General features: G+C 67.1%; 24 protein-coding genes. 12 read left to right on the top strand and 12 right to left on the bottom strand.

Going from position 1 to position 22690, the window contains the following annotated elements; genetic code table 11:
• Window position 1: 1 nt before the first annotated feature.
• The 3 genes from ribBA to ribD are packed head-to-tail and all read right to left on the bottom strand — an operon-like array spanning window position 2 to window position 2931.
• The gene (gene ribBA, locus ACYVHH_RS01750; protein ID WP_460563291.1) at window positions 2–1135 is read right to left on the bottom strand and encodes a bifunctional 3,4-dihydroxy-2-butanone-4-phosphate synthase/GTP cyclohydrolase II; all 1134 of its coding nucleotides are present in this window, start codon (window positions 1133–1135) and stop codon (window positions 2–4) included.
• The gene (locus tag ACYVHH_RS01745) at window positions 1132–1758 is read right to left on the bottom strand and encodes a riboflavin synthase (protein ID WP_460563289.1); all 627 of its coding nucleotides are present in this window, start codon (window positions 1756–1758) and stop codon (window positions 1132–1134) included. The genes ribBA and ACYVHH_RS01745 overlap by 4 nt, the downstream gene beginning before the upstream one ends.
• A gap of 51 nt (window positions 1759–1809) precedes the next feature.
• Entirely contained in the window at window positions 1810–2931 is a 1122-nt protein-coding gene (ribD, locus tag ACYVHH_RS01740) for a bifunctional diaminohydroxyphosphoribosylaminopyrimidine deaminase/5-amino-6-(5-phosphoribosylamino)uracil reductase RibD (RefSeq protein WP_460563288.1), read from the bottom strand.
• An 88-nt stretch (window positions 2932–3019) separates the two neighbouring features.
• On the opposite strand from ribD, the gene ACYVHH_RS01735 reads away from it, so the two are divergent.
• From ACYVHH_RS01735 to ACYVHH_RS01715, 5 genes are read left to right on the top strand one after another with little or no spacing between them, the layout of a single operon-like run.
• The gene (locus tag ACYVHH_RS01735; protein ID WP_460563287.1) at window positions 3020–4060 is read left to right on the top strand and encodes a sensor histidine kinase; all 1041 of its coding nucleotides are present in this window, start codon (window positions 3020–3022) and stop codon (window positions 4058–4060) included.
• 7 nt (window positions 4061–4067) lie between these two features.
• The gene (locus ACYVHH_RS01730) at window positions 4068–4799 is read left to right on the top strand and encodes an endonuclease/exonuclease/phosphatase family protein (protein ID WP_460563286.1); all 732 of its coding nucleotides are present in this window, start codon (window positions 4068–4070) and stop codon (window positions 4797–4799) included.
• Window positions 4796–6013, top strand: coding sequence for a cardiolipin synthase ClsB (clsB, locus tag ACYVHH_RS01725; RefSeq protein ID WP_460563285.1), 1218 nt, complete (start codon window positions 4796–4798; stop codon window positions 6011–6013). The genes ACYVHH_RS01730 and clsB overlap by 4 nt, the downstream gene beginning before the upstream one ends.
• A gap of 56 nt (window positions 6014–6069) precedes the next feature.
• Entirely contained in the window at window positions 6070–6792 is a 723-nt protein-coding gene (gene folE, locus ACYVHH_RS01720) for a GTP cyclohydrolase I (RefSeq protein ID WP_460563605.1), read from the top strand.
• 1 nt (window position 6793) lies between these two features.
• Window positions 6794–7219 (top strand): BLUF domain-containing protein, encoded by a 426-nt coding sequence (locus tag ACYVHH_RS01715; RefSeq protein ID WP_460563284.1) that lies wholly within the window; start codon window positions 6794–6796, stop codon window positions 7217–7219.
• Window positions 7220–7228: 9 nt separating this feature from the next.
• Here the strand turns inward: ACYVHH_RS01715 and ACYVHH_RS01710 are convergent, their stop codons facing one another.
• The 4 genes from ACYVHH_RS01710 to ACYVHH_RS01695 are packed head-to-tail and all read right to left on the bottom strand — an operon-like array spanning window position 7229 to window position 12207.
• Entirely contained in the window at window positions 7229–8887 is a 1659-nt protein-coding gene (locus tag ACYVHH_RS01710) for a SulP family inorganic anion transporter (RefSeq protein ID WP_460563282.1), read from the bottom strand.
• A 10-nt stretch (window positions 8888–8897) separates the two neighbouring features.
• Complete coding sequence (locus ACYVHH_RS01705; RefSeq protein ID WP_460563281.1) at window positions 8898–10223, bottom strand: sulfatase family protein; 1326 nt, start codon at window positions 10221–10223, stop codon at window positions 8898–8900.
• A gap of 16 nt (window positions 10224–10239) precedes the next feature.
• Window positions 10240–11211, bottom strand: coding sequence for a Bug family tripartite tricarboxylate transporter substrate binding protein (locus ACYVHH_RS01700; RefSeq protein WP_460563280.1), 972 nt, complete (start codon window positions 11209–11211; stop codon window positions 10240–10242).
• Between the two features lie 33 nt (window positions 11212–11244).
• A complete protein-coding gene (locus tag ACYVHH_RS01695) occupies window positions 11245–12207 on the bottom strand; it encodes a Bug family tripartite tricarboxylate transporter substrate binding protein (RefSeq protein ID WP_460563279.1) in 963 nt (320 codons plus the stop codon).
• Between the two features lie 99 nt (window positions 12208–12306).
• Here ACYVHH_RS01695 and ACYVHH_RS01690 point away from each other — a divergent pair, with 99 nt between their 5' ends.
• On the top strand, window positions 12307–12858 hold the full coding sequence (locus ACYVHH_RS01690; protein ID WP_460563278.1) for a MarR family winged helix-turn-helix transcriptional regulator: 552 nt from the start codon (window positions 12307–12309) through the stop codon (window positions 12856–12858).
• 15 nt (window positions 12859–12873) lie between these two features.
• Here the strand turns inward: ACYVHH_RS01690 and ACYVHH_RS01685 are convergent, their stop codons facing one another.
• From ACYVHH_RS01685 to gpmA, 3 genes are all read right to left on the bottom strand, one after another.
• On the bottom strand, window positions 12874–13623 hold the full coding sequence (locus tag ACYVHH_RS01685; protein ID WP_460563277.1) for a HesA/MoeB/ThiF family protein: 750 nt from the start codon (window positions 13621–13623) through the stop codon (window positions 12874–12876).
• Window positions 13624–13628: 5 nt separating this feature from the next.
• On the bottom strand, window positions 13629–15101 hold the full coding sequence (locus tag ACYVHH_RS01680) for a S41 family peptidase (RefSeq protein WP_460563276.1): 1473 nt from the start codon (window positions 15099–15101) through the stop codon (window positions 13629–13631).
• An 85-nt stretch (window positions 15102–15186) separates the two neighbouring features.
• Window positions 15187–15930 carry a 2,3-diphosphoglycerate-dependent phosphoglycerate mutase gene (gpmA, locus tag ACYVHH_RS01675; protein WP_460563274.1) on the bottom strand — a complete coding sequence of 248 codons (744 nt, stop codon included), beginning with the start codon at window positions 15928–15930 and terminating at the stop codon, window positions 15187–15189.
• A gap of 78 nt (window positions 15931–16008) precedes the next feature.
• Here gpmA and ACYVHH_RS01670 point away from each other — a divergent pair, with 78 nt between their 5' ends.
• The 4 genes from ACYVHH_RS01670 (at window position 16009) to ACYVHH_RS01655 (ending at window position 18326) form a co-directional block, all read left to right on the top strand.
• A complete protein-coding gene (locus ACYVHH_RS01670; protein WP_460563273.1) occupies window positions 16009–16419 on the top strand; it encodes a rhodanese-like domain-containing protein in 411 nt (136 codons plus the stop codon).
• A 32-nt stretch (window positions 16420–16451) separates the two neighbouring features.
• Window positions 16452–16709 (top strand): glutaredoxin 3, encoded by a 258-nt coding sequence (gene grxC, locus ACYVHH_RS01665; RefSeq protein WP_460563272.1) that lies wholly within the window; start codon window positions 16452–16454, stop codon window positions 16707–16709.
• 113 nt (window positions 16710–16822) lie between these two features.
• Complete coding sequence (gene secB, locus ACYVHH_RS01660) at window positions 16823–17281, top strand: protein-export chaperone SecB (protein ID WP_460563270.1); 459 nt, start codon at window positions 16823–16825, stop codon at window positions 17279–17281.
• Between the two features lie 19 nt (window positions 17282–17300).
• Complete coding sequence (locus ACYVHH_RS01655; RefSeq protein ID WP_460563269.1) at window positions 17301–18326, top strand: NAD(P)H-dependent glycerol-3-phosphate dehydrogenase; 1026 nt, start codon at window positions 17301–17303, stop codon at window positions 18324–18326.
• 445 nt (window positions 18327–18771) lie between these two features.
• Here the strand turns inward: ACYVHH_RS01655 and panC are convergent, their stop codons facing one another.
• The gene (gene panC / locus ACYVHH_RS01650) at window positions 18772–19623 is read right to left on the bottom strand and encodes a pantoate--beta-alanine ligase (protein WP_460563268.1); all 852 of its coding nucleotides are present in this window, start codon (window positions 19621–19623) and stop codon (window positions 18772–18774) included.
• Window positions 19624–19631: 8 nt separating this feature from the next.
• The gene (panB, locus tag ACYVHH_RS01645; RefSeq protein ID WP_460563267.1) at window positions 19632–20507 is read right to left on the bottom strand and encodes a 3-methyl-2-oxobutanoate hydroxymethyltransferase; all 876 of its coding nucleotides are present in this window, start codon (window positions 20505–20507) and stop codon (window positions 19632–19634) included.
• 151 nt (window positions 20508–20658) lie between these two features.
• Here panB and nadC point away from each other — a divergent pair, with 151 nt between their 5' ends.
• A complete protein-coding gene (nadC, locus tag ACYVHH_RS01640; protein WP_460563266.1) occupies window positions 20659–21534 on the top strand; it encodes a carboxylating nicotinate-nucleotide diphosphorylase in 876 nt (291 codons plus the stop codon).
• A gap of 30 nt (window positions 21535–21564) precedes the next feature.
• Entirely contained in the window at window positions 21565–22662 is a 1098-nt protein-coding gene (nadA, locus tag ACYVHH_RS01635) for a quinolinate synthase NadA (protein ID WP_460563265.1), read from the top strand.
• Window positions 22663–22690: the final 28 nt, after the last annotated feature.

The following is a 22690-nucleotide window of genomic DNA, read 5'->3' as shown; positions in this document are numbered from 1 at the left end:
TTCAGTTTCCTTCCGTCTTGCTCAGGAAGCCGGTCACTTCCAGTCCGTAACCGGCCATGCTGGGCATGCGTCGCGGCGTGCCCAGCAGTTGCATTTTGTGTACGCCGCATTCGCGCAGGATTTGCGCGCCCACGCCGTAGGTGCGCAGGTCCATGCGGCCGCGCTCGGGCGCCTGCGCGGAGCGCGCGGTGCCTTCGAACTGGGCCAGCAGCTGTTCGGCGCTTTCGCCACAGTTCAGCAGCACCACCACGCCCCGGCCTTGTTCGGCCATGTGGCGCAGGCTGGTTTCCAGCGTCCACGAGTGCATGGAGCGGCCCACTTCCAGCGCGTCCAGCACGCTCAGGGGTTCGTGCACGCGCACGCTCACAGTATCGCTGGGCTGCCACTGGCCCTTGACCAGCGCCAGGTGCAGGGCGCCGCTGGGCTGGTCGCGGAAGGCGTGTGCGGTGAACTCGCCGAACGCGGTATTCAGGGGGCGGCTGCCCACCTTCTGCACCAGGCTTTCAACGCGGCTGCGGTATTCGATCAGGTCGGCGATGGTGCCGATCTTCAGCCCGTGTTCGGCGGCGAAAAGCTGCAGGTCGGGCAGGCGGGCCATGGTGCCGTCGTCCTTCATGATCTCGCAGATCACGGCGGCGGGCGTGCAGCCTGCCATGGCGGCCAGGTCGCAGCCCGCCTCGGTGTGGCCTGCGCGCATCAGCACGCCGCCGTCCACCGCCTGCAGCGGGAAGATGTGGCCGGGCTGCACCAGGTCTTCGGCGCGGGCGTTGGCGGCCACGGCCACCTGCACGGTGCGCGCGCGGTCAGCGGCGGAAATGCCGGTGGTCACGCCCTCGGCAGCCTCAATGGACACGGTAAACGCCGTACCCATCTTGGTACCGTTGCGCGGCACCATGGGGGGCAGGCGCAGGCGTTCGCAGCGGTCGCGCGTCAGCGTCAGGCAGATCAGGCCGCGCCCGAAGCGGGCCATGAAGTTGATGGCCTCGGGTGTCACGTGGTCGGCGGCCAGGACGAGGTCGCCCTCGTTCTCGCGGTCTTCCTCGTCCACCAGGATGACAATGCGGCCAGCCTTCATGTCGGCCACGATGTCTTCAACGGGGGAAATGGGCACGGGGGCCAGGTTGGGTGTGGTCATGATTGTGCGGGGGCGCCGAGCATGCGCTCCACGTAACGGGCGATCAGGTCGATTTCCAGGTTCACCGGGCTGCCCGCGCGCAGGTGGCCCAGGGCGGTGTTTTCCACGGTGTGCGGGATGAGGTTGATGCTGCATTCGCAGCCGTCGGCGCTGTCCTGCACGCGGTTGACCGTGAGGCTGACGCCGTTGATGGTGATGGAGCCTTTGTAGGCCAGGTATTTGCCCAGGGCAGCGGGAGCCATCACGCGCAGTTCCCAGCTTTCGCCCACTTGGGCGAAGTGGGTGACGCGGCCAATGCCGTCCACGTGGCCAGAGACGATGTGACCGCCCAGGCGGTCGTGCGCGCGCAGTGCCTTTTCCAGGTTGACCGGGCCGGGTTGATCCAGGCCGGCGGTCTTGTCCAGAGATTCTGCGGAGATGTCGATGGTGAAGCGGCGTTCTTCAGCGGCCAGGGTGGTGACCGTCATGCAGGCCCCGTTGAGGGCGATGCTGTCGCCCAGGCCAACGTCGTCGAGGTAGCCCGGCGGCGTCTCGATGGTGAGGCGCTTGCCGTGTTGCAAAGAACTGCCGAGCGGCTGGACAGCGACGATGCGCCCCACGCCTGTGATGATGCCGGTAAACATCCCCCTATTCTCGCAGGAAAGCGCAAGGCGGGGGCCAGGCGGGGGGATGGGTCAGAAATCGGCCCTGCCGGGCGGCCGGGCACGCAGGCGCAGATCAGGCCCCACAGCGGTGGCTTCCAGAAAGTCGAAGGCCAGGCCATGCGTCAGTTCGGCGAATGGCCCGATGTTGGCCAGGCCCGCGCCCGGCCCCAGCAGCTTTGGCGCCAGGTAGAGCAGCAGCTCGTCCACCAGCCCCTCGCGCAGGAAGGAGCCGTTGAGCTTGTGGCCCGCTTCCACGTGCAGTTCGTTCACTTCTCGCCTTGCCAGGTCGCGCAGCATGGCGCTCAAGTCCACCTTGGTAGCGGCGCCGGGGGGCAGCCCGGGGGGCGGGCAGTCGACCACGGTCACACCTTTTGCGGCCAGCGCGTCGCGTTTGGCGGCGCTGGCCTGTGGGTCGGCGGTGGTGTAGACCAGCACCCGGCCGGGTGGCTGCACGATGCGCGCTGCCGGGTCCAGCTCCAGCCGGGAATCCACCACCACGCGCAGGGGTTGCACGTGGGTGTCGCCCAGGCGCACGTCCAGGCGGGGGTCGTCTTCCTGCACCGTGCCTATGCCGGTAAGGATGGCTCCGGCACGCTTGCGCCAGGCGTGGCCATCGGCACGTGCTTCGGGGCCGGTGATCCACTGGCTGACGCCGTTGTGCAGCGCCGTGGTGCCATCGAGCGAGGCCGCGATCTTCATGCGCACCCAGGGCAGGCCGCGCACCATGCGGCTGATGAATCCGATGTTGAGTTCCCGTGCAGCAATGGCGTCCGGGTCGCTGGCGGGCAGCAGTTCCACGGCGATGCCCGCCGCGCGCAGGCGCTCCAGCCCCTGGCCCGCAACCAGGGGGTTGGGGTCTTGCAGGGCCACGATCACGCGGGCTACCCCAGCGGCCACCAGCGCGTCGCAGCAGGGCGGGGTGCGGCCATGGTGGCTGCAGGGTTCCAGCGTCACCCACACCGTGGCGCCGCTGAGGTCGGCGCCAGCCGCCTGCGCTGCCCGCAGGGCCACCACCTCGGCGTGCGGCCCCCCGGCCTGCTGGGTGTGGCCGTCGAACACCTGGCCAGACCGGGTCAGGATGCGGCAGGCCACGCGCGGGTTGGGGTCGGAGAGACCGATGGCGTTTGCCGCCAGCAGGACCAGGTCTTTCATCTGGGGTGTTGCTCAGGTGGTACGGGAGGAGGAGGATACAGGGGAAAAGGTTATAAACGCGGCATTCCGTCCTGTCCACCGGTGTGCCATGAGTTCCCCTCTGTTGCCCGTGCTGCCCGATTTCCGCAACCTTGGCGTGGTGCTGCGCGTGGTCGTGCTGGCCGAGTTGCTGCGCCTGGGGGTGATACTGGCCACGGAGCCGGGCTGGGTCAGTGCGGCCACCGATTTCTTCTTGCAGGGCGTGCTGTTCGAGCCGGTGCTGCTGTCAGCCGTGGCGGTGCTTTTCGCGGCTTCTCCCTGGCTTCGCCGCCAGCCGTACGGGCGGGGAGTGCTCTGGGTGCTCCTCACCGCTGTTCTGCTGGCCCTGGCCTGGCGAGAGGCGCTGGGCTGGGCGCTTTCTTCCCCCATGGGTGACCCATTGCGCGTGGCCTGGGTGGCGTTTGCCACGGCGGGCGCCGTGCTCTTCTATTTCAACTGGCGCCATCACCGTCTTTCACCCGCCTGGGCAGAGTCGCGGCTGATGGCCTTGCAGGCGCGCATCCAGCCGCATTTCCTGTTCAACAGTCTCAACAGCGTGCTCTCGCTGGTGCGTGACGAACCGCGCCGCGCGGAGGCGATGCTCCATGACCTTTCCGACCTGTTGCGCGCCCTGCTGGCCGACAACCGGTCGCTTGTGCCCTTGCAGCACGAACTGACGGTGGCGCGGGCCTACGTGGCGGTGGAGGGCGTGCGCTTCGGGCCGCGGCTGCGCGTGCGCTGGCTGTGCGACGCCGCGCCCGCCGACGCCCTGGTGCCGCCCCTGCTGTTGCAGCCCCTGGTTGAAAATGCGGTGCGCCATGGCGTGGAACCCTGTGTCGACGGGGCGGAAATCACCGTTGAAGCTTACGAGGATGGGGGCTACCTGACGCTGTTCGTGCGCAACCCGGTGCCACCGGCAGGCCAGAGCGCACGGCCTTCCAACGGCAACCACATGGCCACGGACAACATCCGTGAGCGGCTGGACCTGCATTTCGATGCCGAGGCACGCTTCAAGACCTACACGTCCAGCGAAGGCGAATACGTCGTGCAGATCCGCCTGCCCATTCGCCGTGCGCAAGCCAGTGCAAGCAGCGGTAACGCGGTGGCATGATGCAGCCATGAGCACTTTGCGCGTGGTCACCTACAACATCCACAAGGGCGTGCAGGGCCTGGGGCCGGCGCGCCGCCTGGAAATCCACAACCTGCTGCACGCCGTGGAGCAGTTCGACGCTGACATCGTCTGCCTGCAGGAGGTGCGCGCCTACCACCGCAAGCTCCAGAACAGGTTCCGCCACTGGCCGCAGGCCGGGCAGGCGGCCTACCTGGCGCCGGAGGGGTACGAAGCCATCTACCGTACCAATGCCTTCACCCGCCATGGCGAACACGGCAATGCCCTGCTGTCCCGCTGGCCCGTGCTGGGGCATGGCCACCAGGACGTGTCCGACCACCGCTTCGAGCAGCGCGGTCTTTTGCATGTGATGGTGCAGGTAGACGCGTTTCCGGTGCACGTGATCGTGGTGCACCTCGGGCTCATCCATGCCAGCCGGGAGCGGCAGATTGAACAGCTGCGCCGCTTCGTGGAGCGTGAGGTGCCAAGCGACGCACCCCTGATCGTGGCGGGGGATTTCAACGACTGGGGTGTGCGCCTGCACCAGCCGATGGCGGCCTTCGGCCTGCGCACGTTTGAAGACGTCCGGCTGGCCACCTACCCGTCGCGCCTGCCGCTGCTCCATCTGGACCGGGTGTATGTGCGGGGCCTGCGCCCGGTGGCGGCGCATGTGCCGCATGGCAAGGCCTGGGCGCGCATGTCGGACCACCTGCCCCTGATCACGGAGCTGGCGCTGGCGTGAAGGCCCCATTGCGTTCTGGCCACGGCTTGCGCCTGCTCGAAGGAGGCGAAGAACTGTTCCCGGCACTGGTGCATGCCATGGACAGGGCGCGGCAGCTGGTGCACCTGGAAACCTATATCTTCGAGTTCGCCAACAGCGCCCTGCAGGTGGCGCAGGCCCTGGAGCGCGCCGCCCTGCGTGGTGTGATGGTGCGGCTGGTGGTCGACGGCATAGGCACCCCGAGCCTGCCTGCCGAATGGGCCCGGCGGCTCAGCCGGGCGGGCGTCCAGTGGCGTATTTACGCGCCGCTGGGCAACTTCGGCCTGCTGATCCCCAGCCGCTGGCGCCGCCTGCACCGCAAGCTATGCGTGGTCGATGGTGTGGTGGGCTTCTGCGGCGGCATCAACATCATCGACGACAAGGATGACGTGGCACTGGGCCGCCTGCCCGAGCCGCGGCTGGATTTCTCCTTGCAGGTCAGCGGCCCGCTGGTGGCCGACATGCTGGAGACGATGGAGCAGCTGTGGTGGCGCCTGCAGGCCGTGCGCAGCGCCCGCCAGCGGGAATTCCGTGCCGCCTGGTTGGCCCTGCGCGAGGCCCTGCCCCAGCTGGCGCCCGAGGACTGGCCCGAACTGCCGCCGCGTGGCGGCAAGGACATGGTGGCGCTGGCGGCGCTGCTGCTGCGCGACAACGTCCATCACCGGCATGACATCGAACGGGCGTACCTCAAGGCCATCGGCGAGGCGCGCCGCGAGATCGTCATTGCCAACGCCTACTTCATCCCGGGTCGGCGCCTGCGCCGGGCGCTGGTGCTCGCGGCAAGGCGCGGCGTGCGTGTGCGGCTGCTGCTGCAGGGCAAGTACGAGCACTTCCTGCAGTACCACGCGGCCCGTCCTGTCTACCACCGGCTGCTGTCCGCCGGGGTGGATATCCATGAATACGCGCCCAGCTCGCTGCATGCCAAGGTGGCCGTGGTGGACGGGCGCTGGGCAACCGTCGGCTCCACCAACCTCGACCCCCTGAGCCTGCTCCTGGCCCGCGAGGCCAACGTCGTCACCACCGACACGGCCTTTGCCCGGGCCTTGCGCGACCGCCTGGACACGCTGATGCGCACCGCAGGCAACAAGCTCGACGCCAGCCGTTTCGCCGGCCGGCCCTGGCACCAGCGGCTGCTCGACCGCATGGCCTTTGGCATCATGCGGGCGATGCTCTTCCTCACCGGGCACCGCTACTGAAGGTAACCCCTTGGCTTGGCGCCCTTTGCGGGCGGTGTTAGCATCCCCGCATGCTGATGAAAGCCCCAGAAAACATGACCGACGCCACCCAGGACGAGGGCACCCCGGTGTCCGTGAAGATCCGCGAGCGCATCAAGGCGGCGCGGCAACGTTTCCACTCCAACGACAACATCGCACAGTTCATCCAGCCGGGTGAGCTGGAAGCCCTGCTGGACGAAGTCACTGAAAAGATGCAGGGTGTGCTCGACAGCATGGTCATCGACACCGAAAACGACCACAACACCGACAACACCGCGCGCCGCGTGGCCAAGATGTACCTCAAGGAGGTATTTGCAGGCCGTTACGTCCCGGGGCCTACCATCACCGAATTCCCCAACGCCGAGCACCTCAACGAGCTGATGATCGTCGGCCCGATCACGGTGCGCAGCGCGTGCAGCCACCACTTCTGCCCTGTGATTGGCAAGGTGTGGATCGGGATCATGCCCAACGAGCACACCAACGTCATCGGCTTGAGCAAGTACGCGCGCCTGGCCGAGTGGGTGATGGGCCGCCCCCAGATCCAGGAAGAGGCCGTGGTGCAGCTGGCCGACCTGATCCAGGAGAAGACCCAGCCCGACGGCCTGGCCATCGTCATGGAGGCCAGCCACTACTGCATGGCCTGGCGCGGCGTGAAGGACATGGACAGCAAGATGATCAACTCGGTCATGCGTGGCGTGTTCCTGAAGGACCCGACGCTGCGCCGCGAATTCCTGTCGCTCATTCCGCGAGGGAGCAACTGACATGCTGGTGCGCCTGCTGTATGTGAGCCGGGCCGTGGAGCCGGGCAACGACGAAGCCATCCATGCCATCCTGGCGTCTGCGCGCCAGCACAACCTGCACAACGGCATCACGGGCATTCTCTGCTATGGCGGGGGTATCTTCGTGCAGGCCATCGAAGGCGGGCGCCAGGCGGTCAACCGCCTGTACAGCCACATCATCGAAGACCCGCGCCACAAGGATGTGGAGTTGCTGCACTACGAAGAGATCACCGAGCGCCGCTTCGGTGGCTGGACCATGGGCCAGGTCAACCTCAGCAAGCTCAACACCTCCATCGTGCTCAAGTACTCCGAACGCCCGGAGTTCGACCCTTACAGCGTTTCGGGCAAGGTCTCGCTGGCGTTGCTGGAAGAGCTGATGGCCACGGCCTCCATCATCGGCCGGGCCTGATCCACCTGCTCAACCGCCGCTGGCGGCGTTGAGCGCGCGCAGCGCCTCCGCCTCGGTGGCGTACAGGCGCAGGTGCGGTGACTCATTGAGCTCGCCTGCCGCGCGCAGGGTCTCCTCCACCGGCAGCTTCAATCCCACCAGGTGCAGGGTGCGTTCCTGTCCTGCCAGCAGCAGGCGCAGCCGGGTGAAGGTCTCCACCCCGGTGGCGTCGACGCGGTTGATGGGTTGCGCCATCAGCACCACGTGCCGCGTGGCAGGGTGGGCGGCCAGGTGTTCGGTGACGGCGCGTTCCAGTGCCGCCGCCGAGCCGAAGTCCAATTCCGCATCCATGCGCAGGGCGTAGGTGGCCGGTGCCAGTGGCGGCAGCTTCCACAGGTGGCGGTCACGCAGGCGGCCGTCCGGGTGGGCGCCCACTTCGATGATGCGCGGGTGCAGCCGTTGGTACAGGAAGTGGCTCAGCGACATCAGCACCCCTGCCAGCACGCCCCAGTACAGCCGCGGGGCCGACAGGATGGTGATGGCCACGGTGGCGAGCGCGATCACGGCCTCCACCCGGGAGATGCGCCACAGGCGCAGGAATTCACGCGGCTTGATCAGTCCGATCACGGCCACCAGCACCACGGCAGCCAGCACCGCGTACGGCACATGGTGCAGCACCGGCAGCAGGAAAAGCAGCGCGGCCAGCACCACCGCCACCGAAAACACCGTGGCCCATCCGCTCTTGGCTCCAGCGTAAAGGTTGAGCGCCGAGCGCGAGAACGACGAGCTGGTGGGAAAGGTGCCGCTGAACCCGGCGGCAAGCTTGGCCAGCCCCTGGCCGATCAGGTCCTGGTCCTGGTCCCAGCGCTGGCCCTGGCGGGCGTTGTCCACCTTGGCACTGGCCGCGGTTTCCAGAAAGCTCACCAGGGTGACCACCAGCACCGGCACCGCCAGTTGTGCCAGCGTACTCCAGCCGGGCCAGCCCGGCAGGTACAGCGCGGGCATCCCTGCGGGCAGTGCGCCTACCACGGCACCTCCCTGGGCTTCGAAACCCATCCACTGGCTCAGGCCTGCCGTGGCCAGCACCACCACCAGCACGGTCGGAAAGGTGGGGCGCCAGCGTCGCGCCAGCATCAGCACGGCCAGGCTGCCCAGGCCGAACGCCACCGACGGCCAGTGCGGCGAAGCCCCCGCCAGCCATTCCCCCGGGCTGGCCGGCAGGCCCAGCAGTGCGGGCAGCTGCGAGCCGATGATGAGCACCGCCGCCGCCTGGGTGAAGGCCATCAGCACAGGGGAGTTGACCAGGTTCAGCAGCCAGCCAAAGCGTGCCAGGCCCAGTGCCACCTGTAACAGGCCCGTGAGCAGCGACAGCCACACCGCCAGTGCGATCCATTCGCTGCTGCCCGGGGTGGCCAGCCCCGCCAGCGACGCGCTCACCAGCAGGCAGCTCAGCGCGGTAGGGCCTACCGATAGCCGGGTGGACGCTCCGAACAACACCGCCACCAGCGCAGGCAGAAGCGACGCGTAAATGCCCGTGACCAGAGGCATGCCCGCCAGCGCGGCATACGCCACCCCCTGGGGTATGACCATCAGGCCCACGGTGAGGCCGGCCAGGGCCTCGCCCCGCAGCAATGCGGCGTCCGCGCGTGGCCATGAGAGGAAAGGGAACAGTCTTGCGATTCGTGACATGTCGCCTAGCTTAACGTTGCGGCATGTCCTTGGTTGAATAGCCCAGGCTTACGGTTGCATCTGGCGGGATGGGCGGGATGGTTTCGTTCCAGTCCAGCCACATCTGGCGCATGTGGGCCATGCGCGCGGGCTCACGCTGCGCGAGGTTGGCGCGTTCGCGTTCGTCCGCCGGAATGTTGAAGAGGTATTCGTTGCCGTCCACCTGCAGGTATTTCCAGTCCCCCAGCCGCAGGGCACGCTGGCCGCGATGGTTCATGCGCCAGTACAGCGGCCGCTCGAAGCGGCGCGCCGGGTCGCTCAGAACCGCCTTGAGAGAAATGCCGTCCAGCGGAAAATCTGGATCGGGCCGACCGCCGCCAACGTCCAGCATCGTGGCCGACCAGTCCATCGTCATGCAGTGCTGCTGGCTGACGGAACCCGCCGGGATGGCGGCGGGCCAGTGTGCGATCCACGGCACGCGTATACCCCCTTCGGTCAGGTCCATCTTGCCGCCGACCAGGGGCCAGTTGTCGCTGAAGCGCTCCCCGCCGTTGTCGCTGGTGAAGACGACCAGGGTGTTGTCCTCCAGCCCATGCTGGCGCAGCGCATCCATCACCCAGCCGATGCCTTCGTCCATGTGGTGGATCATGCGGCGGTAGCTGTGGATGTTGCCGCCGTCGAGGTGGAACAGGTTCTTGGCCACGTCGGGGGCGATGTGGGCGTCGTCACGCGTTTCCCAGGGCCAGTGCGGTGCGGTGTAGTGCAGGCTCAGGAAAAAAGGCTTGCCTGCCTTGGCGTCATCAGCCATGCGGTGGATGTAGTCCACCGAGCGCCGCGAGAAGATGTCGGTGAGGTAGCCCACCTCCATGTGTTCGTCCTCGCCGAGGTAGAGGTCGTGGTCGCCCTTGGACGAGCAGTGGGTGAAGTAGTCCACCCCGCCAGCCATGATGCCGAAGAACTCGTCGTAGCCCGAGCGCAGCGGGCCGAAGGTGGGTGGGTAGCCCAGGTGCCATTTGCCGACGAGCGCGGTGTGGTAGCCCGCATCGCGCAGCAGTGAGGGCAGGGTCGGCAGGTGGGCGGGCAGGCCCAGGGTGTCGCTGCCCTTGCTGCGGCTGTTGATGGGCTCTTCCAGCGCGCCGCGCAGGCGGTACTGGTAGCGCATGGTCATCAGCGCAAAACGGGTGGGCGAGCACACCGGGGAATTGGCGTAACCCTCGACGAACCGGATGCCGCCTGCTGCGAGCCGGTCGATGTTGGGCGACACGTCGCCAAACTGGGCTTGACGGCCGCCATAGCAGCCCAGGTCGGCGTAGCCCAGGTCGTCCGAAACGATGTAGATGATGTTGGGGCGTTGCATGGCGCGTACCTTGCCGTCAGTCGACCTGCATGCCCGTGGCGGCCACCACCTTGGCGTAACGTGCGCTGCTGTCGGCCAGGCGCTTGGCGGCGGCGTTGCCTGTCTGGCCTTCAAAGTGCAGGTCCAGGCTGGTCAGCCGGGTTTGCACGTCGGGGCGCTTGAGGGCGTCAACGATGCCCTTCTGCAGGGTCTGCACCACGGCGTCGGGGGTGGCGGCGGGCACCATCACAAGGTACAGCACTTCCTGCGCCAGCTCCTTGAAGCCCAGCTCCCCCACGGTGGGCAGCTCGGGGGCCAGCTTGGACCGCTGCAGTCCCGTCACCGCCAGCGGGGTGACCTTTCCGCTTTGCACGTGCGGCAGCATGCCCGGAGTGGCCAGCGCACCACCGTTCACCTCTCCGGCCAGCACGGCGGTCACCGCCGGGGTGTTGCCCCGGTACGGGATGTGGGTGACCTTCACGTCCGCCGTTTCCTTGAACATCTCCACCCAGAGGTGCCCCGGGCTGCCGTTGCCGCCCGAGCCGAACGTCAGCCCCTTGCCCTTGCCGGTGGCAAGCAGTTCCTTCATGGACTTGATGCCAGTGGACGGATGCACACCCACCAGCAGGCCGGACGAGGCCATGATCACCACGGGCTTCAGGTCGCTGCCCTTGAAGGGCATGGACTTGTAGATGTGCGGATTCACGGTGAACGTCGTGTCGATGCCGAACAGCACCGTGTGCCCGTCCGCCGGGGCACGGGCAACGTCGGCTGCGCCCACGTTGCCCGCCGCCCCGGCCTTGTTGTCCACCACCACCGGTTGTTTGAGCAGGTCCTGCAGGTAGGGCTGGACCGAACGGGCCAGGATGTCCGAGGGGCCGCCCGGCGGCCAGTTGTTGACGATGCGGACCGGTTTGGTGGCGTAGGTGTCCTGCGCGCTGGCAGCCAGCGGACCCAGCAGGCCGGTGGTGCCCAGCAGGGCGCACAGAAGTTGTCGGCGGAAGTTCATGGTGTCTCCTGAGTGTGGGGGATGAAGAGGGGGTCAGTCCAGCTGGACGCCCGTGGCCTTGATGGGCGCGGCCCAGCGGGCCAGGTCAGCACGCTGTGTCCTGGCCAGTTCAGCGCCGCTGGAGCCCGCGGGCTCGTAGCCCAGCGACAGCAGCCGTTCGCGCATGTCCGGCCGTTTGACGGCGGCCATCACCGCCGATTCCAGGCGGGCCTGGGTGTCCGGCGGCAGCCCTGCCGGGGCGTACATGGCGAACCAGGCCGTGGCTTCCATATCGATCCCGGCTTCCTTGAGCGTGGGGACTTCGGGCACCTGCGGGTCGCGCTGGGGTCCCGTCACCGCCAGGATGCGCACGCGGCCGGTGCGGTGCAGCTCGGCGGTTTCCGAGACCACGTCGAACTTGTACTGGATGTGTCCGCCCACCAGCGCGGCGTTGGCCGGGCCGCCGCCCTGGAAGGGCACGTGGTTGAGCCGGGCGTTCACCTGCTGCTCGAACAGCACGCCCATGAAGTGCGGCAGCGTCCCCTGTCCAGGCGTGCCGTAGGACGATTCGTTCGGTTTCGCTCTGGCCTGCACCACCATGTCCTGCACTGTGCGCGCGGTGCTGGATGGCCCTGCAACCACGCCGAACTGGAACCTGGCCAGCAGGGAAACCGGCGTAAAGTCCTTCACCGGGTCGTAGTCCAGCTTGCGGTAGACATGCGGAAACAGCACCATGGGCCCGCTGGGCAGCACGATGACGGTCTGGCCGTCCGGTTTGGCACGCTTGACCTGTGACAGCGCAATGCGCCCTCCCGCGCCGGGGCGGTTTTCCACGATGACCGGCTGGAAATCCTTGCTCAGTGCCTCACCGATCAGCCGTGCCAGGGTGTCGGCCGAACCGCCCGGGGGAAAGCCCACCACGATTTTCAAGGCGGGTCTGTCCTGTGCCGCGGCTGGCAGGGCAGGGGCGAGAGCTGCCAGCGCGATGGCGGCGACGGCGAGGGGGCTGCGTTGCATGTCTGTCTCCTGTCTTGGGGGGGCTTGTTCTGGTTGTGGGGCAAATGTAGAAGCGTGACAATCGATTGATCTAATCAACTGTTCCTCGTGAAAACCCGAATGGCCCAGGCGTCCCGACTGAAGCGGCTCGACTCGCTCGTAGACATGCCCTTGTACCGGTTCACGCGCGTGCTGGCGCAGGCCGGCAGTCTGGTGGTGCGCGTGTGCGAAGGGCGCTTTGGCATCACCCGGCGGGAATGGCGGCTGATCAGCCTGCTGGAGCCCACCGACGGGTTGACGCCGACCGAACTGGCGCGCCGCGCCGGTCTGGACAAGGCGCGCACTTCACGCGCCATCGGCTCCATGGTGGACAAGCAGCTGCTGGTCCGCATCCAGCGCCCTTCCGACCGGCGGCACGCGCAGGTGATGCTGACGGACAAGGCGCGCGGCATCCACGCCGAACTGCTGCCGCTGGCGCGCCAGATCAACCGCGAGTTGCTGGAGGTGCTGGACGAAGCCGAGCTGGACTGGCTGGACGGCGTGCTGGACCGCCTGCAGGCCCGGGCCGAGGCCATGGTGGCCGAACACGATGCCGAGCTGCCACGCACCCAGCGGCGCATTGGCGGCCAGGCCCGTCACCTGGCGGGCGCACCTGTCACGCAGAAGGATTGAGGGAAACGGGCGGGTTCAGTGCCCGCCGCAGACCGGGCAGCCCGGGTTGCGCGCGAGCTTGACTTCAGTGAATTCCATGCCCCGGCCGTCGAGCATGGTGAGCCGCCCGACCAGCCGCGAGCCCATGCCGCTGAGCAGCTTGAGCGCCTCGGCGGCCTGCATGGTGCCGATGATGCCGACCAGGGGCGCAAACACGCCCATGGTGGCGCAGCGCACCTCTTCCAGGCCGTCGGTGTCGGGGAAGATGCAGGCGTAGCAGGGAGATTCGGCGTTGCGCGGGTCGTAGACCGAAAGCTGCCCGTCGAAGCGGATGGCCGCCCCGGAAACCAGTGGCACGCGGTGCCGCACGCTGGCGCGGTTGATGGCGTGGCGCGTGGCGAAGTTGTCGGTGCAGTCCAGCACCACGTCGGCGCCCGGCAGCAACTGGTCGAGCAGGGCGGCGTCGGCGCGTTGCAGCACGGTGTCGATGCGCACCTCGGGGTTGATGGCGTGCATGGCCGCCCTGGCCGATTCGGCCTTGGGCTGGCCCAGCCGTTCCAGGTTGTGCGCGATCTGCCTTTGCAGGTTGGTGGCGTCCACCGTGTCGTGGTCCACCAGGGTGATGCGGCCCACCCCGGCGCTGGCCAGGTAGAGCGCCACGGGTGAGCCGAGCCCACCGGCGCCCACCACCACCGCGTGGGCGGCCAGGAGTTTTTCCTGGCCTTCCACACCCAGCTCGTCGAGCAGGATGTGGCGCGAGTAACGCAGCAGCTGCTCGTCGTTCATCGGGCTCACTGCTCGGTGGTGGCTGCTGGACGCTCGGTCTGCGTCTTGCTGGCTACCACGGGCTTGCCCTTGAGCTGATTCAGTGCTTGTTGCAGCTGGAAGTCCTTGTCGGAGCCAAACTCGGGCACCAGACGCTGGCCCGGGTTCTTGCGCTGTTCCTCTTCCAGGCGCAGGCGGGCAGCTTCGCGTTCCTGCTCACGCTGGCGTTCGGCGGCCTTTTCCGCCTCGCTGGGCTGGCGGCCATTGTCCTGGCCGTTGCCCAGGTGCTTGTCCAGGTCGGCTTCGCGCGTGCGCAGGGCGGCAAACAGGTTGCCCTCGGCGGTTTCGTCCAGCCACACGTCGGGCACGATGCCCTTGGCCTGGATGGAGCGGCCGCTGGGCGTGTAGTAGCGGGCCGTGGTCAGCTTCAGGCCGGTGTCCGGGCCCAGGGGGCGCACCGTCTGCACCGATCCCTTGCCGAAGGTCTGGCTGCCCATGATGGTGGCGCGCTTGTGGTCCTGCAGGGCGCCCGCCACGATCTCGCTGGCCGAGGCGGAGCCTTCGTTCACCAGCACCACCAGCGGCACGTTCTTCAGGGCGCCCCTGGTGGCTTCGGTGAGGTGGCGGATGGGATCGTTGTTGGCGCGGCGCAGGTAGTACTGCGGCGCAGCCTTGAACACAGCCTTGCTTTCTTCAAGCTGGCCATTGGTGGACACGACGGTCACGTTCTCGGGCAGGAAGGCGGCAGAGATCGCCACCGCCGCGTCAAGCAGGCCACCCGGGTCGTTGCGCAGATCCAGCACCAGGCCCTTGAGCTGCGGCTGCTCCTTGTAGATGTCTTCCAGCTTGCGGGCAAAGTCCTCGACAGTGCGCTCCTGGAACTGCGACACGCGCAGCCAGGCGTAGCCGGGCTCGACCACCTTGGACTTGACGCTCTGGGTCTTGATTTCCTGGCGGGTGATGGTCACCGGGAAGGTGCGGTTCTCGTCCTTGCGGAAAATCGTCAGCGTTACCTTGGTGTTGGGCTCGCCGCGCATGCGCTTGACAGCCTCGTTGAGCGACAGGCCCTTGACGGCGGTTTCGTCGATCTTGGTGATGAGGTCGTTGGACTTGAGGCCGGCGCGGAAGGCGGGGGAGTCCTCGATCGGCGAGACGACCTTGACCAGGCCGTCTTCCATGGTGATCTCGATGCCGACGCCCACGAAGCGGCCGCTGGTGCCCTCGCGGAATTCCTTGAAGCTCTTCTTGTCGAAGTACTGCGAGTGCGGGTCCAGGCTGGAGACCATGCCCGAAATCGCGTCGGTGATGAGCTTCTTCTCGTCCACCGGCTCCACGTAGTCGCTCTTGACCATGCCAAACACGGCCGCGAGCTGCTGCAGCTCTTCCAGCGGCAGGGGCGACAGGGACCCTCGCGCCACGGCCTGCAACTGGACGGTGGTCAGCGCGCCAGCGACGGCCCCCACGGCAATCCAGCCTGCTATCTTGAGTTTTTGCCCCATTGCTGCACCTTCTAAACGGTCACCGGCCAATATACACCTTGGAAACCGAAAGGGTGTTTCGGTTCCGTAAAGCAGTGGTGTCTGATCAGGCCTTGCCCTGGTTGGCCACGGCGGCTGCGGCACGCGCTGCTGCTTCGGCGTCGCCCAGGTAGTAGTGGCGGATGGGCTTCAGATTGGCATCCAGCTCGTACACCAGCGGAATGCCGTTGGGGATGTTCAGGCCGACGATGTCGGCGTCGGAGATGCCGTCGAGGTACTTGACCAGCGCGCGGATGGAGTTGCCGTGCGCGGCCACCAGTACGCGCTTGCCCGATTGGATGGCGGGTGCCAGGGTGTCGTTCCAGCAGGGGATCACGCGCGCCACCGTGTCCTTGAGGCATTCGGTCAGCGGAACCTGCTCGGGTGCCAGACCGGCGTAGCGGCGGTCGCTGCGCTCGCAGCGCGGATCGGTGGGCTCCAGCGCCGGGGGCGGCGTGTCGTAGCTGCGGCGCCACACCAGCACCTGCTCGTCACCGTACTGCTTGGCCATGTCGGCCTTGTTCAGGCCCTGCAGGCCGCCATAGTGGCGCTCGTTCAGGCGCCAGTCCTTCACCACGGGCAGCCAGGTGCGGTCCATCTCGTCCAGCGTGTACCAGAGCGTGTGGATGGCGCGCTTGAGCACGCTGGTGAAGCACAGGTCAAAGTCCCAGCCCTCGGCCTTGAGCAGCTTGCCGGCCGACATGGCCTGCGAAACGCCGGTGGGGGTGAGATCGACATCGGTCCAGCCGGTGAAGCGGTTTTCCAGGTTCCAGGTGGATTCGCCGTGGCGGATCAGAACAAGCTTGTACATGTGAGTCAGGGTTGGCGGGCGTTGGACAGGGGCGAAACAACTGATTTTAAAATAGCAGGTTGCACTGAAAGGTATAACGTGACTTTCTTTTTGGAAAACTGGATTTTGTTTACCGTGGCCATCCTCTCCGGGGCCATGCTTTTGTGGCCGGTCGTTGGCAAGGGGGGCGGCGCTTCGGGCGTCACACCCACCGAGGCTGTGCAACTGATGAACCGCGAGAAGGCGGTGGTGGTGGACGTGTGCTCCCCCGAGGAGTTTGCCAATGGCCACGTGACCGGCGCCAAGAACGTGCCACTGGGCGAGCTGGAGGCCAAGCTGCCGATGGTGGCCAAGAACAAGGCGTTGCCGGTGGTGATGGTGTGCGCCTCGGGCATGCGTTCCACCCGCGCGGTGTCCGTGGCCAAGAAACTGGGCTACGAAAAAGTGCATTCCCTGACGGGCGGCATGGGCGCCTGGCGCTCCGCCAACCTGCCCGTTCAAAAAGGCTGACAATTCCCCCGCTTTCAACGGAGAGTGAATCCATGACCCAGGTGAAGATCTACAGCAGCGACTACTGCCCCTACTGCATGCGCGCCAAGGCCCTGTTGCGCGAACGCGGGGTGGCGCAGTGGGAAGAGATCGTTGTGGACGGCAAGCCCGACGTCCGGGCAGCCATGAAAGAGCTGACCGGCCGCACCAGCGTGCCGCAGATCTTCATCGGGGACACCCACGTGGGTGGCTGCGACGACCTGCACGCGCTGGACGCGCGTGGCGGCCTGACGCCGCTGCTGGCTGCCTGACGCACACCCGGCCAGCGGGCTGACATAATGCCCATTGTTCCGAGTTCATGACCCGCTGCGGGAATGCCTCCAGCGGGTCTGTTTTTTGACCCTAGATTCTTGAAGAGACCTTCATGGCAGACGACTCCACTCCCGTGTTCCAGATCCAGCGCGTGTACCTGAAGGAGGCGTCGCTCGAACAGCCCAATTCCCCGGCCATCCTGCTGGAGCAGGAACAGCCCAGCGTGGACATCCAGCTTGGCGTTGAAGCCCAGCCCGTGGCCGACGGTGTGTACGAAGTGGCCGTGACCGCCACCGTGCAGACCAAGATCAACGACAAGACGGTTTTCCTGGTGGAAGCCAAGCAGGCCGGCATCTTCGAGATCCGCAACCTGCCCGCCGACCAGATGGGCCCGATCATGGGCATCGCCTGCCCGCAGATCGTCTACCCCTACCTGCGCGGCAACGTGGCGGACATGATCCAGCGCGCCGGTTTCCCGCCCGTGCACCTGGCCGAGATCAACTTCCAGGCCATGTACGAGCAGCAGCAGGCGCAGCAGGACGAAGACGCGCCGCGCATCGTGACCCAGTGACCGGTGCCTTGAGCGACGCATGAGGATCAGCGTTCTGGGGGCCGGTGCCTGGGGCACGGCCCTGGCCATGGCCGCAGCGTCCGACAACGGCACACCGCACGACGTGCGCCTGTGGGCACGTGACCCCGCGCAGGCGGGGCGCATGCAGGCGCAGCGTTGCAACGAGCGCTACCTGCCCGGGCTGGCTTTTCCTGAGCGGCTGACGGTTTTCAGCAGTCCGGCCGCCGAGCTGGCGGTGCAACTGCAGGGCCAGGATCTGGTGATCGTTGGCACGCCCATGGCGGCCTTGCGCGAGATGCTGACGCTGCTGCGCGATTGCACCATGCCGGTAGTGTGGCTGTGCAAGGGTTTTGAGCGCGTGGCGGACGAGTCTGCCGGAGGCGTGGGCCTGCTGGGACACGAAGTCTGTGCCCAGTTTGCGCCCGGGCTGCGGGCTGGTGTGCTGAGCGGCCCGAGCTTTGCCCAGGAGGTGGCGCGTGGCCGCCCCACGGCCCTGGTGGCGGCGTGCAGGCAAAAGACGGTTTGCGAGCTGCTGGTGCAGGCTTTCCACAGCCCGGCGTTGCGCGTCTATGCCAACGACGACATCGTGGGTGTGGAAGTGGGTGGCGCGGTGAAGAACGTGATGGCCATTGCCACGGGGCTGTGCGACGGTCTGGACCTGGGGCTGAACGCGCGAGCGGCGTTGATCACGCGCGGCCTGGCCGAAATTTCACGGTTGGGGCTGGCTCTGGGCGCGCGGCCCGAGACGTTCATGGGTTTGAGCGGTTTGGGCGATCTGGTGCTGACGGCCACGGGCGACCTGAGCCGCAACCGCCAGGTGGGCTTGCTGCTGGCACAGGGCAAAAACCTCCAGGAGGCTGTGGATTCCCTGGGGCATGTGGCCGAAGGGGTTTACAGCGCGCGCACCGTGGCGCAGCGGGCGCGCAGCCTGGGGGTGGAAATGCCGATCACCGAGGCGGTGGTGGCGTTGCTGGACGGCCGTCTGAAGCCTTCGCAGGCGGTGGGCGTGCTCATGGGGCGTGACCCTGTGGCTGAGGTTCACTGAGTTTCTGGCCTTCGGGTTGGGCGGTGGACTTGGTGTTTTTGCTTTTGCGATACCTCGCTAGCCCCCGCAGGGCCAGGCCTGCCGCAGCCAACCAAGAATGGTGGAGCGCCACCGGTGGTGTGCCAGCAGTGCTTCTGCCAAGGTGTGTGCGCCCAGGGGCTGGCGCGCCTTGCGAGGTGCGGAGAAGCGCAGAGGCCGTGGCCAGCGCGCGTGAGCGCGCTTCGTCATCTAGCTTGCGGCGGCTGTTTGAGCGCAGTGAGCAAAGCGAACGAAGCGAGTTCCGCCGCGTGGCCACGGCATCGAGCATCGCAGGGAAGCCGGTGCACAGCACCGGCCGCCTCGTTGAAGCGCCAGCCCCTGGGCACACACACCTTGGCCACCAACAGACTAGGAGCGACTCACGCCGTGGCCGCAACAGACCTGGACCCCACAAGGGCAGCGTTGGTCAGAACTCCAGGTTGTCGATCAGCCGAGTGCGCCCCAGCTTGGCGGCACCCAGCGCCACCAGTTCGCCAGGGCGGAACTCCCCCGCCTCAGGCGGCTGCAGGTCATGCCGGCGGCGCACCGTCAGGTAGTCGGGGGCCCAGCCACGTGCCTGCAAGGTCTGCATGGCACGTTGCTCCACGGCGGCCAGGTTGTGCTCGCTGCCCAACACCGTGGCCGCCAGCGCCTTGAGTTCGCGCGACAGGTGCACCGCCTCGGCGCGTTCGTCGGCACTCAGGTAGCCGTTGCGGGAACTCAGGGCGAGGCCGTCGTCGGCACGTGCCGTTTCGCCGCCGTGCACCGTGACGGGCAAGGCAAACTGGCGCACCATCTGGCGGATCACCATCAACTGCTGGTAGTCCTTCTTGCCAAAGACCGCGTGGCGCGCACCCTTGGCTTCGCTGAACACGCACTGGAACAGCTTCATCACCACCGTGCTCACGCCCACGAAGAAGCCAGGGCGGTAGTGGCCTTCCAGAATGTCGGCCAGCCCGGCGGGCGGGTGTACCTTGAAGCCTTGCGGCTCGGGGTACAACTCCTTTTCTGAAGGCGCAAAGACAATGTCGCAGCCGTTGGCCTGCAGCTTCTCGCAGTCGGCTTGCAGGGTGCGCGGGTAGGTGTCGAAGTCCTCGTGCGGCAGGAACTGCAGGCGGTTCACGAAGATGCTGGCCACCGTCACGTCGCCCAGGGTTTTGGCCTGGCGGATGAGGGCCAGATGGCCGTCGTGCAGGTTGCCCATGGTGGGCACGAAGGCCGGGGAATCGTGGCGTGCCAGCTGCTCGCGCAGCTCGGCGATGGTATGTATGACTTGCATGGCGTGCCTTACCAGGCGTGCAGGGTGTTGTCGGGGAAGCTGCCGTCCTTGACGGCTTGTACATAGGCGGCCATGGCGCCGCGAACGCTGGACTGGCCGTCCATGAAGTTGCGCACGAACTTGGGCGTCTTGCCCAGGCCCATGCCCAGCATGTCGTGCATCACCAGCACCTGGCCGGCCGTGCCCTTGCCCGAACCTATGCCGACGGTGTGGCATCGCGGCAGCTGCTGCGTCACCTCGGTGGCCAGGGTGGCAGGCACCATTTCCAGCACCAGCATGGAAGCACCGGCGTCTTGCAGCTCCAGGGCTTCACGCTTGAGGCGCAGGGCGTCGCTGTCGCTGCGGCCCTGCACGCGGTAGCCGCCCAGGGCGTGCACCGTTTGTGGGGTGAGGCCCAGGTGGGCGCACACGGGAATGCCCCGCTCCACCAGGAAGCGCACGGTCTCGGCGGTCCAGCCGCCGCCTTCGAGCTTGACCATGTGGGCCCCAGCGTGCATCAGCGCCGACGCGCTGCGGATGGCCTGTTCCTTCGATTCCTGGTAGCTGCCGAAAGGCAGGTCACCAATCACCCAGGCGGTGCCCTGCACGCGGCGCAGGCCACGGGTGACGCTTTCGGTGTGGTAGCACATGGTTTCCAGCGTCACGCCCACGGTGCTGGACAGGCCCTGGCAGACCATGCCGAGCGAGTCGCCCACCAGCAGGCATTCCACGCCTGCGCTGTCGGCCACGGCGGCGAAGGTCGCGTCGTAGGCGGTGAGCATGGTGATCTTTTCGCCGCGCTCGCGCATGTCCTGCAGGCGCGGCAGGCTGACGGGCTTGCGCTGGGGCAGCGGGGACGCCGATGGGAGGGTTCCGTAGGGAGTGCTGGCGGTTGTCTCGCTCATGGGTTGTCTCGGTGTCTCGGGGGCCGAGCGTGTGGGACAGTGGGCTGGAAGAGCCCGCGAAGTCGGGAGTCTAGTCGATCCCGTTATGCTTCGTACCCTCGCGGTACAGTTGAATGTGGATTTGCCGCGAGCGTTTCCCGAAAAGCCCTGAATGAACGACACGAACGATTTTTCCCCCGAGCGGCTGGCGGCGCTGGCGCAGGCAGACGTGGGCCGAGCCCTGGCCGAGGATGTAGGCGCTGGCGACCTGACCGCCGCGCTGGTGGGCCCGGCGCGCCGTGCCCGGGCGCGTGTGCTGGCGCGCGAGGCTGCCGTGATCTGCGGCAGACCCTGGGTGGATGCCGCCGTACTGGCCCTGGACCCGGCGGCTACGCTGCGCTGGCACTTGGCCGAAGGCCAGCACTGCGAGGCCAACCAGGTGGTGCTGGAGATCGAAGGCCTGGCACAGCCGCTGCTGACGGCTGAGCGCACCGCGCTGAACTTTCTGCAGACGCTGAGCGCTGTGGCCACCAAGACGGCCCAGTACGTGCAGGCCGTGGCTGGCACGCGCGCCCGCATCGTGGACACCCGCAAGACGCTGCCCGGCCTGCGCCTGGCCCAAAAGTACGCAGTTTTGCAGGGCGGTGGCCTCAACCACCGCCTGGGCCTGTACGACGCCGTGCTGATCAAGGAAAACCACATCGCAGCGGCTGGCGGTGTGAGCGCCGTGCTGCGGCGCGTGCAGGAAACCGCACCCCAGGCCAAGTTCGTGCAGATCGAGGTGGAAACCCTCGCGCAACTGCAAGAAGCCCTTGACGCCGGCGCGCGAATGGTCCTGCTGGACAATATGGACCTGACGACGCTGCATGAGGCGGTTCGCATCAACGCGGCACATCCGGGCGGCGCGGCCGTTCTGGAGATTTCCGGGGGCGTGAACCTGGACACCGTGCGCGCCCTTGCAGAAACCGGGGTCGACCGCATCTCCATCGGAGCGTTGACCAAGGATGTCAAGGCGGTCGATTTCTCGATGCGTTTCGAGGCGGTTTGAGCAGGCCTGTATTTTTGAAAGCTGGAAGTGATGGACAAGGTCATTGAAGTGGATGTCGAGCAGCCCTCCTGCCCGACCCGCCACGTCTGGGCGCGCGTGCCTGAAGAGCCGGGCCCGCAGGAGCGGGCGGCCTTGAAGGACAAGATTCGCCGCCTGCTCAAGGAGCGCAACGCGGTGATGGTTTCGCACTACTACGTGCACCCCGACCTGCAGGACCTGGCCGAGGAAACCGGTGGCCTCGTCAGCGATTCGCTGGAAATGGCACGCTTCGGCCGTGACCACCCGGCCAAGACGCTCGTCGTGTCGGGCGTGCGCTTCATGGGCGAGACCGCCAAGATCCTGAGCCCCGAGAAGACGGTGCTCATGCCCACGCTGGACGCTACCTGCTCGCTCGACCTGGGCTGCCCGGTGGAGGATTTCAGCGCCTTCTGCGACGAGCACCCGGACCGCACCGTGGTGGTCTATGCCAACACCAGCGCGGCGGTGAAGGCCCGCGCGGACTGGCTGGTGACATCCAGCTGCGCGCTGGAGATCGTGCGTGCGCTCAAGGACAAGGGCCACAAGATTCTGTGGGCGCCCGACAAGCACCTGGGCGCCTACATCCAGCGCGAAACCGGGGCCGACATGGTCATGTGGAAGGGTTCGTGCGTGGTGCACGACGAGTTCAAGGCCTTCGAGCTGCAGGCCCTGCTGAAGGAGCACCCAGGCGCCAAGGTGCTGGTGCACCCGGAAAGCCCGGCCGACGTGATCGCCCTGGCCGATGCGGTGGGGTCCACCTCGGGCATCCTGAAGGCGGCACAGGAGATGGACGCCAGGGAGTTCATCGTGGCCACCGACAACGGGATGATGCACAAGCTGCGCACGCTCAACCCCGGCAAGGTGTTCATCGAGGCGCCCACCGCTGGCAACAGCGCCACCTGCAAGAGCTGCGCACACTGCCCCTGGATGGCGATGAACGGCCTGGCGGGCGTGGCCTATGTGCTGGAGACGGGCGCCCACGAGATCGATGTGGACCCGGCCATCATTCCCCGTGCGCGCCTGCCCATCGACCGCATGCTGGCCTTCACCGCTGCGCTCAAGGGCGGACAGAACCCCGGGGCGCTGGTGCCGAACATCGGCGCGGCCTGAGCGCTGCGGCGTGAGTTGACGCTGGTGT

This window comes from Hydrogenophaga aquatica (assembly GCF_054780915.1).
This window is presented reverse-complemented; position numbering and strand designations above follow the sequence as displayed.